This window comes from Kitasatospora sp. NPDC096140 (assembly GCF_040303045.1).
Taxonomy (GTDB): domain Bacteria; phylum Actinomycetota; class Actinomycetes; order Streptomycetales; family Streptomycetaceae; genus Kitasatospora.
Genome location: NZ_JBEOUW010000001.1, coordinates 161,824 through 174,713 on the forward strand (window position 1 = coordinate 161,824; position 12,890 = coordinate 174,713).

Consider the following 12,890-nt stretch of genomic DNA (forward strand, 5'->3'; position numbering starts at 1 on the left):
GCAGTTCGGCCGATGGCTCACCCCTCCCCGGCCCAGGCCGCCGCGCAGAGCGCCGTGGCCAGCTCCTCCGTGTACCAGGCAGCCGCCAGCCAGGCGGCGGCGAAGGCGTCATGGTCGTCCACGACGACCCGGCCGAACACGTCACGCCGCTGGTCGGCCGCGGCGGCCCGCAGGCCGTCCAGCAGCTCGGCGGCGGTGGTCAGCCCGGCGGCGCGCAGCAGGCCCCGGTCGGCCGCCGCCGTGGCCCCGCTCGGGCCGAGGGCGTGCCGGCCGGTGGTGACCGTCTGCTCCACCCGCCGGCCGAGCACGTGCACGGGCGGACCGTACGGCGCGGGGGCGTCGGAGCGCTCGGGAGCCGTACGGTCCGTCACGCCGGGGAGCGCGTCGGCGGTCGGAGGGTCCGTCGCAACGGGGACGGTGAGGTCGGCGGTCTGCAGGCGTTCGAGGCCGAGGTTGACCCGGCCCGCGCTGTCGGCCACGGCCAGCGGGTCGGGCGCCTGCGGCGGCGTGCCGATCGCGAGCAGGCGCAGCTCCGGGCGGTCCGCGCGTTCCAGCCGGCCGACCACCCGCAGCCGCAGGCCGGGCACGGTGGCGAGCAGCGCGAGGTTCGCCCGGAACGGCAGGTCGGGGTGCTCGTGCGCCGCGCGCAGGGCGATCACCGGCCCGTCCTCCGCGCACCGCGCCAACAGCTGCGGCGCCCCGCCCGGCCCGGTGGGGGCCGGGCCCAGCAGGGTGACGTCCAGGAAGAGCAGGTCGCTCCCGGCCGGCCGGCTCTCGTACGGAAGGTCCTGCGCCCCGAGCGCCCGTGCCACCTGGGCCGCTGCCGGTTCGGCCCAGAGCCGGGCCGCCGGCTCGGCCGCCCACGCCGCGCCCGCCGCGCGGACGGCCCGGACGGCGGCGCCGGCCCCCAGCCGCCCGGAGGCGGACCGGGTCGCGCCCTGGACGACCAGCCCGGCGCGGCTGAACTCGCGGTGGCTGAGCGCGGCGTCGCCCAGCCGGACCGTCCGGTTGCCAGCCCCGACCGCCTGCGGGGCGGCCGCCGCCGCGTCGTCGTGCGGCATGACCTCGGCGATCGTGCTGAGGCGCCCGTCCGCGTCCACCGCCCAGCTGACCGCGCCCGCGTGGGTCGCCGTCAGCACCGGCTCGGCGAACAGTCCGTAGAGCCGCAGGCCGCCCTCCTCCCGGTAGGCCTGGCGCGCGGTGCCGCGCAGCTCGGCGACCGGGCCGACACTCGCGGTCAGCGCGGTGGTGAGGCCGAGCAGCTCGCGAAGGCCGGCCACCAGGTCCGCCAGCCGGTGGTCGGGCGCGCCGGTGCGGGCCGCCCGGACCCCGGTCACCACGGCGACGGCCGCCGCGGCCGGTCGGTGCAGGCCGGCGAGCCGGGCCCGGTGGCCGGCGCGCAGGAGTTCGGCCTGGACGACGGCGCCCGCACCGCTCACCCCGGCGGCGAGGACGGCGGTCGCGGCCCGGTGGAGGTGGCGGGCGGCGTCGAGCTCGGCGGTGGTGAGCGGGGTGAGGGGGGCGACGGGGGCCTGCGGTTCGACGGGCGCCGGGCCTGCGGGCGCGGCTCCGGTCGTCCCGGGTGTCCCGGGCTGTTCGGTCGTCCCGGTCGTCCCGGGCGGCTCCTCCTCCGCGGTCGGCTCGGCAAGCGGGCAGAGGGTGACGGCCGCGGCCCGGTGCACGCAGGCCGGGGCGAGCAGGCAGCCGCAGCGGACGTCCGCCTGGTCGGCGACCGTACCGCCCGGCGCGTGCAGGACGAGCACCGTCTCCTCGTCCACCTCCACCCGCCACTCGTCGCCCTCGCGGGCCACCGGACGCCCCGCCAGCTTCGCCGCCGCACCGTCCACCCGTTTCTGCAGCCGGGCGCTCAGCCCCGCCACCACCTCGGCGACCACCTCCGGCCGCACACCCGGCCAGTCACTCGTCCGCGCAATCACGCTCATCGCACCTTCTCCCCCACCCAGCGGGCCAGTTCCAGCGGGCTCAACGCCGCCACGGGCATTCCGGCCGCGACCAACCGGCTCGCGACCGCCTTCGAGTAGCGGGCCGTCCCGGTGTCGTCCAGCGCCGCGCAACCCAGCAGGTGCACACCGGAGTCCACCAGCGCCCGGGTCTGCGCCAGCAGCCCGGCCACCGGCCCGCCCTCCTCGAAGTCGCTGACCACCGCGACCAGCGTGCGGGACGGCACCGTCACCAGCTCCCGCGCGTAGCGCAGGCCGCTCGCGATGCTGGTACCGCCGCCGATCCGCACCTCCAGCAGCAGGCTCAACGGATCCTCGACGCGCTCCGTGAGGTCGACCACCTCGGTGGAGAACGCGACGAAGTGGGTGCTCAGCGAGGGCACCCCGGCCAGGATCGAGGCCGTCAGCGCCGCCCAGACCGTGGAGGCCTCCATCGATCCGGAGACGTCGACGACCAGGATGAGCCGCCAGTCGTTGGCCTGGCGCGCCCTCGTCCGGAACACCGGGCGCTCGGGCACGATCAGGGTGCCGCCGTCGGGCGAGGGACGGGCGGTGGCCAGGTTGGCCCGGATGGTCCGGTCCAGGTCCAGCCGGCCGCCCGGCCGCCGGGACGGGCGCGGCACCGCGATCCCGGTCAGCGCCGGGCGCAGCGTGGTCGCCAGCTGCCGGGTCAGCTCGTCCACCAGCCGCCGCACCAGCGGGCGCAGCCGCGCCAGCCGGGCCTCGGGCAGGCCGCCCGCGTGCTCCAGGACGGTGCGCAGCAGGTCGACGGACGGGCGCACGGCGGACGGGTCGATCGCCTCCAGGACGTCGGTGCGGCCCTGCGCGACGGCGGTGGCCAGCACCTCCTCCCGCAGGCCCGGTCCGAACAGCGACTCCAGTTCCTCGGCCCACTCCCGCACGCCGGGGTAGGGGGCCTCGCGGCCGCCCCGGCCGCCCCGGCTCTCCAGTCCGGGGCCGGAGCCCTCGCCGTGCCCGCTGCCGTACAACTCGTCCAGGGCGGTGGCGATTCGGGCGCTCCGGCCGCTCAGGCCGCCGCTGCCGGGGCGGCCGAGGAGCAGCCGCCAGCGGTCGGCGGGGGCGAGGGTGTGCCGGGCCGGGTCACCCACCACGGGGGTGGGCCCCGCCGCGTGGGCCCGCTCGGCGTCCCGCTCGGGGGCCGCCTCGGGGGCCGGCGGCGCCGCCGGCAGCAGGCCGCGGCGGGCCAGCGCGGAGCGGGCCGCGAGGTCCGCCCGCACCCAGCCGGCGACCACGGCGGGGCCGGCCTCCTCCGGCAACGCGGTGAGGCGGGTGCCCAGGCGCTCCTCGACCAGGGCCAGCAGCCGGTCGCGGGCGGCCGGGCTGAGCGTGTCGAAGCCGCCGCGCAGCGCGGGCAGCCGGTCCAGGAAGGCGTCGTCGGGCAGCGAGGTGACCCGCTCCAGCACCGGCTCCAGCGCTTCGGGAGCGGAGTCGAACAGTCCCTCCGCCGCCGTCAGCAGCCCGACCAGCGCCCGGCCGAGCGCGTGCCGCGCCTCCGGGCCGGTCGCGCCGTCGACCCAGGAGGCCGCCCGGCCGCCCAGCGCCCCGGCCTCGTCCTGCCCGAGCAGCACCCGCACCGCGCCGGCCGCGCCCCGCACCAACGGGCTCCCCCGCTCGGCGAGTTCGGCCAGCACGTACGCCAGTCGCACCCCGCCCAGCCGGTCCGCCCGCCGCACGAGTTCCACCAGCGCCCGGGCGTCCTGCGGGTCGTCGGACCCGCCCAGCCCCTCCAACTGCCGTACGGCGGCGACCGTCAGGACCTCCCCGGCGGCTGCCAGGGGGGCGGCCGAGAGCGGCTCGACCGGGAGGGGGGAGGAGGATCCGGACTCCTGGGCGCGATCGGCGTCGACCGCGCCACCGGAGGGCTCGGACTCCCCCGACGGACCGGCGGTCGTCGCCTCGGCCAGGGTCCGCGGAAGCGCAGCTCCGCCCGGCGCAGGGGTGGCCGTCGCCGGTGCCGTCCCCTCGCTCGGGGCGCAGCCCGGGAAGTGGCCGGCGGCGAGGCGGTCCAGGAGGGAGAGGGCGTCGAGGAGGTCGGGGAGGGTGGCCGAGGTGGGGAGGGTGGTGGTGAGTTGGGTGAGGCGGGTCGCGGTGAGGGTGGGGAGGGCGCAGGAGGCGGCGGCGGTGAGGCCGTCGATGATCTCGCGCGGGGACGGGTCGGCGGTGAGGCGGCTGCGCAGGGCGCCTTCGGCGGCCTGGGCGGGGGTGACGCCCCGGGTGCCGGCGACGGTGAGCATGGCGGCGGTGGCGGGCGTCCAGTGAAGGTTCCAGCGGGTACCGAGGGCTTCGGTGCCGCCGGCGCCGGTGGTGGCGACGGGCTCCCCGTAGGGGACGTCGCAGGCGGTGAGCCGGTGGAGGAGGATCTCGCGGCGGCGGTCGAGGGGGCTGCGCAGCGGGTCGAGGCGCAGGTCCCGCGGGCCGGGGTCGCCGGGGCCGGGGAGGCCGAGGTCGGCGAGGAGGGTCTCGACGGCGGGGGCGAGACCGCTGCGCGGGGCGGCGGGGGTGGGACGGCCGGTGCGGGTGCCGATCAGGACCTGTTCGAGGGCGCGGGCGACGGCCCGGCCGCGGCCGAGGGGTTCGCCCTGGGCGAGGACGGTCTGCACCGCCTCGACCAGCTCGCCGCGGCCGGGGGCGGCGTGGCCGCGCAGCCGGGCGAGGTCGCCGGCCAGGCGGACGATCTCGCGGGCGTCCGCCGGGCCGCTGGGGTGGTCCTGGGCGCGCAGGGCGGCGCAGATCCGGACGGCGGTGGTGGTGAGTGCCTCGGCGAGCCGTTCGGGGTCGCCGCCGGCGTCGAGGACGGTGTGCTGCCACTCCGGGTCGCGGATGCCCGCCGGGTAGCCGGAGCGGGCGTCGAGCAGCGGGTAGGTGTAGGGGATCAGGGACAGGACGTGGCCGGGGTCGTCGGGCGTCGCTTCGTCGGCGGCGACCGGCCCGTCCAGCAGGGCGGGGGCGTGGAAGGCGCCGATGACGGCGGCGATCCGGCGCCCGCCGGCCGAGGCGGCGCGGATGCGGGCGCGCATCCAGGCCTCGCGGCGCAGGTCGTACGGGTCGACGCCGGGACCGGTCTCGGCGTCGTGGCGCAGCGCCCAGCCCACGAGCAGGGCGGCGCGCCGGACGGCCTCCGGGCTGGAACCGGGGGCGGCGGTCTCGACCAGGCGGTCCCACAGGTCCTCGTCGGAGTCCCGGCCGGTGAGGCGGTGGCGCAGCGCGTCGGCGACGCCGGGCGCACCGGCCGTGCCGGGCTCGGCGGCACCGGGCTCGGCGGTACCGGGCCGGCCTGCCGCGGCCCGGGCGGAGCGGCGGGCGAGCGGGAGGTCGCAGGCGATGGCCTCCACGCCGTTGCGCCGGGCCCACCGCAGGGCGGCGAGTTCCGGGGAGAAGTCGGCGAAGGGGTAGAAGGCGGGCCCGCCCGCCTCCTCGGGCCCGGCCGGGGCGGCCGCGAGGGCGACCGGGGCTTCGGTCGCCTCGTCGGCCAGCCAGTCGAGCCAGGGTTGGAACTCGGCGGGCAGTTCGACCAGGACCGCCTCCGGCCGGGCGGCGTCGAGCAGCGCGGGGACGGCCGCGCTGAGGGACGGCGCGTGGTGGCGCACGCCGATCAGGTAGGGCCCCGGTCGGCCGGTGCCGGAGGCGGCCAGCCGGTCGGCCTCGGTCCGGACCGTCCGGTCCGCGTCGTCCGGGGCGGGTGTCACCGCGCTGCTCGTGCTCATCGGCTCAGGCCTCCAGTGCCGAACGGAGGTCCCACAGGGTGCGCCAGGTGGCGGCGCCCTGCTCGGCGCGGCGCCGCACCGGCCCGTCCCAGTAACCGAGCAGGCGGGCCGCGTCGGCGGGGTCGTCCTTGCGGACCACGCCGAGGAGTTGGCCGGGGAGGCGGCCGAGCAGGTCGCCGCCGTCGGGCAGGTACGCGGCGGTGACGCCGAGCGCGGTGGCGACGGAGACGGCCTCGGCGGTGCTCATCACGGTGGACGGGCGCTCGACGTCCCAGCCCTCGGTGGAGCGGCCGCTGCGCAGGTCACGGAAGGCGGTGACCAGGGCTTCCAGGACGGCGTCGTCCACCGCGTAGGCGGCGCCGGCCCGGGTGACGGCGACGGTGGACTGGCGGCGGACCAGCTCGACCTCGGCGGTGAGGCTGCCGATCGGGCCGACCGTCTCGAAGTTGAACCGCCGCTTGAGCGCCGCGGACATCTCACTGACGCCCTTGTCCCGCAGGTTGGCGGTGGCGATCAGGGTGAACCCGGCCGCGGCGTGCAGCTGCCCGTCCGGGCTGCCCGCAAGCTCGGGGACGGCGACGCGCCGCTCGGAGAGCAGGGAGACCAGGGCGTCCTGCACCTCGGGCAGGCAGCGCGTCACCTCCTCGACCCGGGCGACCGCGCCGGTGGTCATCGCGGTGAGCACCGGGGACGGGACGAGGGCGTCGCGGCTGGGGCCCTTGGCGAGCAGCAGGGCGTAGTTCCAGCCGTACTTGAGCTGGTCCTCGGTGGTGCCGGCGGTGCCCTGGACGGTGAGCGCGCTGGTGCCGCAGACGGCGGCGGCGAGCAGTTCGGAGAGCATCGACTTGGCGGTGCCGGGCTCGCCGACGAGCAGCAGGCCGCGCTCCCCGGCGAGGGTGACGACGCAGCGCTCGACCAGGGCGCGCTCGCCGACGAACTTGGGCTCGACGGCCAGGCTCCTGCGCCCGGCCTTGAGCTTCTCGCCGGCGCTGCCCATCACGAAGGTGACGACGGCGCGCGGGGTGAGCCGCCAGCCGGGCGGGCGCGGGCCGCTGTCGTGCGCGGCGAGGAACTCCAGTTCGGCGGCGTACTTCTCCTCGGGCGGGACGATCTGCCGCTCCGCGGGGGCGGGGACGGTGGTGGTGCTCATCGGCGGGCCTTCCTGCGCTTGCTGGTCTGGAGCTCTTCGTAACCGGGGGCGTCGCCGTCGAGGGTGCGCTGCCAGGCCCGGGCGAACAGTTCGGGGACGGGCAGGGGCACCAGTACGGGCCGGTGGGTGGGCAGTTCGTACAGGGCGGCCTTCCAGGTCTCGGCCGGCAGGGCCGGGGACTTGGCCTCCTGCCAGCCGCCGGGCAGGAAGAGGCTGCGGCCGGCCCGGGAGCGCTTGGCCTCCAGCACCAGGGCGGTGGCGGCGAGTTCGGCGCGGGCCCGCTTCAGCCGGGCGGGCTTCCAGCCCGTCCAGCGGGCGACGTTGCGGTCGGTGGGGTCGGGCAGGGCGAGCAGTTGGAGGTAGAGCGCGGCGGCGTCCTCGCCGAGGCCGTGGGTGCGGGACACCTCGGTGACCAGCTCGGGGGCGGACAGCTGCGGGTCCTGCAGCCAGGCCGGGCCGTCGCCGCCGCTGGCACCGCCGCTGCTGTCGCCGTCGGCCGTCGCGGCGGCCGAGGCGGCCAGTCGCTCCGGCTCGCCGCGCAGGACGGAGGAGATGGCGGCCCGCTCGCTGCTGAACCAGTAGCTGACGGCGAGCCCGTCGAGCAGGTCGAGCAGCGGGTCGTCCGGGCCGGTGAGGGCGGCCGGTCGCAGCCAGACCCGTTCGTACGCCTCGTGGTTCGGGGTGAGGACCAGCGCCGGACCGCAGCGGACCACGCCGTCCGGGTCGGCGCCGCCCTCGGCGGGCAGGCCGAAGTGGGTGCGCAGCACGGGGGCCAGCGGGGTGTTCTTGGTGGTGCCGAGGAGGTCGAAGTCGAGCAGCAGCTCCGGGTCGGCCAGGCGCTCGCGCAGCGCGGTGGCGGCCCGGGGCAGCAGGGTGCGCAGCGGGCTGTCCGCGGGCAGGTGGTAGGCGAGCCAGCGGATGGCGTCGATGGTCTGGTCCAGCGCGCCGGAGTCGGGCAGCGCCGTGACGTCGTCGGCGACCAACCGGGGCGTGCCCTGGGCGTCCTTGTGGATCCGGAAGGCGGTGGTGCGGGTCAGCCACGGGGTGTGGGAGGGGTTGAGCACCGCCTCGACGGTGTCGATGGACACGCCCTGGACGGTGGCGTGGGCCTCCTCGGGGAGGGTGACGAGCCGTCCGAAGCGACGGATCCAGGCCTCGGCGCCGGCCGCGAGGTCGGGGCCGTCGGTCCACAGCGTCTTCGGGTCGTCGGGCAACAGGGCGCTCCAGACGTCGGCGACGCCGGCGTGGTCGTGTCCGCGCAGCCAGCGCTGGGCGGCCCGGACCGCGGCGGGCTTGGCGCCGTACTCCTCGGGCAGCTCGGCGTTGCCCCAGTGCAGCAGGCCGGGGGGCGGGCTGAGCAGCAGGGTGGCGCGGGTGGTGCCGATGCCGGTGAGTTCGGAGAAGGCGGCGGCGCGGGCCGCGTCCCACGGGACGCTGCCGTGCAGGGCGGCGACCCGCCAGAACGTGGCGATCCAGGCGGCGGTGACCCGCTCCTCGGTGCCGCGCTCCTCGACGGTGGTGAAGTGCGCGACGGGACCGAACTCCCCGCTCGGGTCGTGGTCGACGGCGAGCCAGTGCACCGTGCCGTCGTTGAACTGGCGCCGGTGGCCGAGGATGACGACGGTGCGCTCGCCGTGGCGCAGCACCTCGCCCTGGCGGTGAGTGACCGGCCGGTCGGCGGCGGCGCTGTCCGCCGGCTCGCCGAGGACGATCTCGCGCAGGGTGGCGCCGCGGTCGGCGAGCGGCCCCTTGGTGAGTTCGCCGAGCAGCAGGACCAGCGTGGAGCGGTGGGCCGGCTGGGTGAGCGGCGCGGCCACCGCGTGGGCCAGGACGTCGACCCGGCCGAGCAGGTGCAGCCAGCCGTGGTTGGCGTCGCCGCCGTGCAGGGCGACGCTCGCCGGGCTGCTCCAACCCTCGCCGGTCGTGGCGGGCGGGGCGGCTAGGACGGCGCTGACGGTGCGCAGGTTGTTGAGCACCCAGCACCGGTCGGAGGTGCCCCAGCTGTTGCCGAAGCCGCCGATCTCGGGCAGGACGTTGCGGACGGCGTCGCGCAGCTCGTCGTCCCGGCCGTGCTCGGGCCGCCACTGGGCGGCCTCCGCCTTGCTGGGGCGCTCGGCCTCCGGCTGCGGGAGGAAGCGGGCGATGCGGTCCAGCAGGTCGGCGGCGGCGCGGGCGAATCCGGCGACGCCGGCGAGCAGCAGCGGGTCGGCGATGCCGGGCAGGGCGGCGCCGACCGCCTCGACGGGCAGGCTGTTGCGGGCCTCACCGCGCTGGGCGAGCGGGCGCCGCACGCCCTGGACGGTCAGCCAGCGCTGCTCGTCCTCCGGGACGGGCTCGGCGTCGACGGGCCAGGCGAGGTCGATCAGCCGGGCGGCCTGCTCGGTGGTCACGCCGCGCAGCGCGCGGGATCCGGCCTCGTCCCGCGGCCGCAGGGCGTGCCAGTGGTCGTACGGCGGGACGATGACGGTGCCGGCCGCGGAGAGGTCGCCCGACCGGCAGGGGCGCAGGTCGGCGGTGCGGTCGCCGCGGTCGGCGAGGTCGGGCAGGTTGAGGGACACGTGCTCGCCGCCCGGGCGGCTGACCACCGGGCGCCCCTCGCCGGGCAGGGCGAGCCGGCCGACCGGCACGGTGTCCGGCTGGTGCCGTCCGTCCAGCGGCAGGACGATGCGCTGCCCGTCGGCGGTGAAGGTGGTGACGGCCCGGCCGGGATCGGTGCGCACCCAGCTGCCGAGCACGGTGCCGTCGGTGCCGAGCGGGGTCCGCTCCAGGCCGGGCTGCAGCGGCAGCAGGCGGGTGCGGCCCTCGACGAGCCGGCCGGCCGCGGCGGTGGCGGCGATCACGGGCGGCTCGGCGGCGCGGCCCAGGGTGCCGGTGACCGGGTCGAGTTCGCGCAGGACCGGGCCGTCGGTGCCGTGGCGCAGCGTCCAGTAGCCGGTGCCGTCGCCGAGGACGGGGTGTTCGTTCGGCATCCGGGTGTCGCCGGGGTGCAGCGGGCGCTCGCCGGTGGTGCGGCCGCCGCCGGGCAGCGGCAGGGACGGCTCCTCGGGGAACCGCTCGCCGTAGTGGTAGCCGGCGATGGTGCGGCCTTCGAGCTCGAAGGTGTGGTCCGGGCGGCCGGACCAGTAGGCCGTCTGCTTGCCGTCCTGGTACCAGGCGACCAGGAGTTCGCCGTCGACCAGGCGCAGCCGGGGCCGGTTCCAGTTCTCCGTCAGCTTGGGCAGGCGCAGGGTGTGGTCCAGCAGGATGCCCTCGGGGCCGACCACGACGGCGCGGTCCAGGCGGGCGAGGATCAGGTACGGCCAGGCGTCCTCGACGATCAGGCCGGTCAGGCCCTTGGTGCGCAGGCCCGGGGCGGTGGTCGGCGGGGCGTCGGCGGCGGGCGGGTCGGCGAGCTTGGCGAGCGCGTCCTCCAGGGCGGGCCAGCCGAGTTCGTCCAGGATGCCGGCTCCGAGGGCCCGGGCGAGCAGGCCGCTGACGTCGAGTGCGGCGATCTTCTCGGCGACGGCCGGGGCGACCGTGCGGATGGCGGTGCGGTGCTGGCTCAGCGAGCGGACCAGGTCGGCGGCGCCGGCCAGACCGCGGGCGGCGGCGACCTCCTCGGCGCGGGCCTCGGCCCACTCCGCGAACAGCTCGTCGAGCAGCGGCCGGACGGACACCTGGCGCTCGACGGCCGTCTCCCAGGCGGGCGGCGTGGCGCGGCGCAGCAGCGGCCGGAAGCGGGCGTCGGCGGCGACGGCGGCGAGGCCGGCGCTGTCGGGGCCGCACTGGCCGACCCAGTCCCGCAGGTCGAAGCCGAGGCCGGCCGGCGGGTCGGCGACGGGGATGCCCTCTGCGAGCAGGAGCTCCAGCAGGTCGAGTCGGGTGTGGCTGGCGCGGATGCCGGTGAAGAGGTCGACCGGGACGGCGTCGGCGCGCAGCCGCTCGACCATCCGGCCGGCCAGGGCGAGGGTGGCGGGGCAGCCGGGCCGGCTGCGCCAGCCGCGGCCGAGGTGATCGCACCAGCGCCGGAGCCAGGCGGCGGCGGGCTCGGCGCCCTCGGCGCGGGGGCCGGTGAGCAGGCTCTCGGCGCCGGTCTCGGCGAGGACCGCCAGCCAGGCGGTGTCGTGCGGGGCGGGGTCGGAGCCGGAGGCGGCCGGGTCGGGCAGCAGCTCCAGCAGGCGGGTGCGGACCTCGGCGTCGCGCGTGCCCAGCTCGACCAGCGCGCCGTGCCAGGACTTCCAGAACGCGGCGGGCGCCCGGTTGACCGCCGGGGAGTCCAGCAGCTCGGCGAGCAGCGCCTGTTCGTGCTCGACGCGGTCCAGTCCGGCGGCCCGGACCAGCGCGCGGGCGTCCTCGGCGACCCCGGCGTACGGGGCCATGCCGGCCGCGGAGCGCTCGGTGCACAGCTGGCGGAAGCGCTGCCAGGCGGTCGCCGGGTCGAGCCGCTGGGCGAGCTCCTTGACGTACTGGCGCAGCGACTTGACGGTGAGCGCGCCGGCCAGGGCGAACTCCAGGAAGACGGCGCGCAGCCGCTCCTCGTCCACCGTCAGGCCGTGGGTGCGCTCGGCCTCGCGGGCCTTGCCGAACCAGGCGGCGGCGTAGGTCTGGTTGCCGTGGTCCAGGAAGATCCGGCCGACCTCCTCGCAGAAGGTGGGCAGGAAGTGCGGGACGGCGCGGCCGAGGCGGGTGGCGAGCGCGTCGAAGCCGTCCTTGGCGGCGCCGGGCTTGGAGGCGGCCTGGCGGGCCAGCCGCTCCACCTCCTTGACCAGGGCGAGCGCGTGGTGGCCGTTGGCCGGGTCGTGGACCAGCGCCCAGGCGGGGAAGCCGAGCGCCTCCTGGCGGACCTGGCCGACCTCGGCGGGCTCGGCGTCGGGCGCCAGGCCGAGGAAGTCGAGGGCGAGGTCCTCGGCCCCGCCGAGCGCGCCGGGGACCAGTCGGACGATCCGGCGGCCGTCGAGCGCGGGGTGGGTGTAGCTGCGGGCGGTGAGCACGTCGGCTGCGCTGTCGGGGCGGCCGGCGTCGGCCAGGGTGCCGGCCGGCAGCACGGCGCCGGCGTCGAGCAGGGCCTCCGGCGTGGCGGGCGTGGCCGTGGTGGTGGTGGTGGTGGCGTCGGTGTGCGAGCCGGTGGCGGTCATGCGGCGTCCTCCCCTTCGAGCGTGCGGCCGGCGTACAGGGCGGCGGCCATCCGCATGCCCTCGGACCAGGCGACCGGTCCGACCTCGGTGAGCGGCAGGGCCCGGCCGTCGGCGCCCGCCCAGGTGAGTGCTCCGGTCTCGCACTCGTCGTAGTCGTAGTAGTCGCCGACCCACACCCGGGCCTCGACGGTGCGCCCGCCCTCGGTGATCGACTGGACGGCGGAGCCGCCGCGGACCCGGCAGCCGAGCCGGTTGCAGCGGCCGACCAGCTCGCGCAGCTCGCGGTAGCGGCCGCCGGCGTAGGTGGTGACCTCGGTGCCGCGCGGCAGCTCCGCCGGCCGGTGCCAGACCTCGCGGTAGAGCTGCTGGACGCGCTGGGAGACGCCGAGTTCGACGGCGAACTCGCGCAGCTCGTCGAGGTCTTCGAGGAGGACCGGGTGGGGTATCAGGACCTCGCCGTCGGTGAGGCGGACGGTGTCGCCGTCCAGGTCGACCAGACCGAGGCCGCGCTCGGCGTCCGCGCCGCGCAGGAAGCCGGCGACCGAGCCGTCCGCGCCGGTGACCACCAGGTCGCGCAGCACGGCCTGCCAGGCCTCGTCCGGCCACACCGCGGTGATCACCGCGGCGGGCACCGGCAGCGAGCGCACCATCCAGCGCTCGACGTCCTCCTGGCAGCTCCGCTCGTGCGCGGACAGCCACTCGGCGAGCTGCCTGAGCTGGGTGACCACCGGGTCGTCACCGAGCTTCGACGGAACGGACTTGAGGTCGCGGCCCGCAGCGTTGCGGCACACCACCCTGCCCTCCCCGTCGAGCGCGACGCGGTACCCTCCCGCGCCCGTCTCCACCCATGCCACGGCCGTACTCCTCCCACCCGGGGAGCACCCGGGAACCACGTCGAGATCGCCTGCTGACCAGCGATGCGAGGAACGTAGCGAGGCCC

At 77.8% G+C, this 12,890-nt stretch carries 5 protein-coding genes; all 5 read right to left on the reverse strand.

All coding sequences use genetic code 11. From position 1 onward, the window contains the following. Window positions 1-17: 17 nt before the first annotated feature. The 5 genes from ABT048_RS00730 to ABT048_RS00750 are packed head-to-tail and all read right to left on the reverse strand — an operon-like array spanning window position 18 to window position 12,804. Window positions 18-1,943: a hypothetical protein gene (locus ABT048_RS00730; protein ID WP_350519089.1), complete on the reverse strand. Its 1,926-nt coding sequence runs from the start codon at window positions 1,941-1,943 to the stop codon at window positions 18-20. Beyond that, window positions 1,940-5,686, reverse strand: a complete 3,747-nt coding sequence (locus ABT048_RS00735; protein WP_350519090.1) for a DUF5682 family protein — start codon at window positions 5,684-5,686, stop codon at window positions 1,940-1,942. Before ABT048_RS00735 ends, ABT048_RS00730 begins: the two co-directional genes overlap by 4 nt. A 4-nt stretch (window positions 5,687-5,690) precedes the next feature. Then, complete coding sequence (locus ABT048_RS00740) at window positions 5,691-6,836, reverse strand: ATP-binding protein (RefSeq protein WP_350519091.1); 1,146 nt, start codon at window positions 6,834-6,836, stop codon at window positions 5,691-5,693. Next, on the reverse strand, window positions 6,833-11,950 hold the full coding sequence (locus ABT048_RS00745; protein WP_350519092.1) for a hypothetical protein: 5,118 nt from the start codon (window positions 11,948-11,950) through the stop codon (window positions 6,833-6,835). Before ABT048_RS00745 ends, ABT048_RS00740 begins: the two co-directional genes overlap by 4 nt. Then, on the reverse strand, window positions 11,947-12,804 hold the full coding sequence (locus tag ABT048_RS00750; protein WP_502893947.1) for a DUF4132 domain-containing protein: 858 nt from the start codon (window positions 12,802-12,804) through the stop codon (window positions 11,947-11,949). Before ABT048_RS00750 ends, ABT048_RS00745 begins: the two co-directional genes overlap by 4 nt. Window positions 12,805-12,890 lie beyond the last annotated feature (86 nt).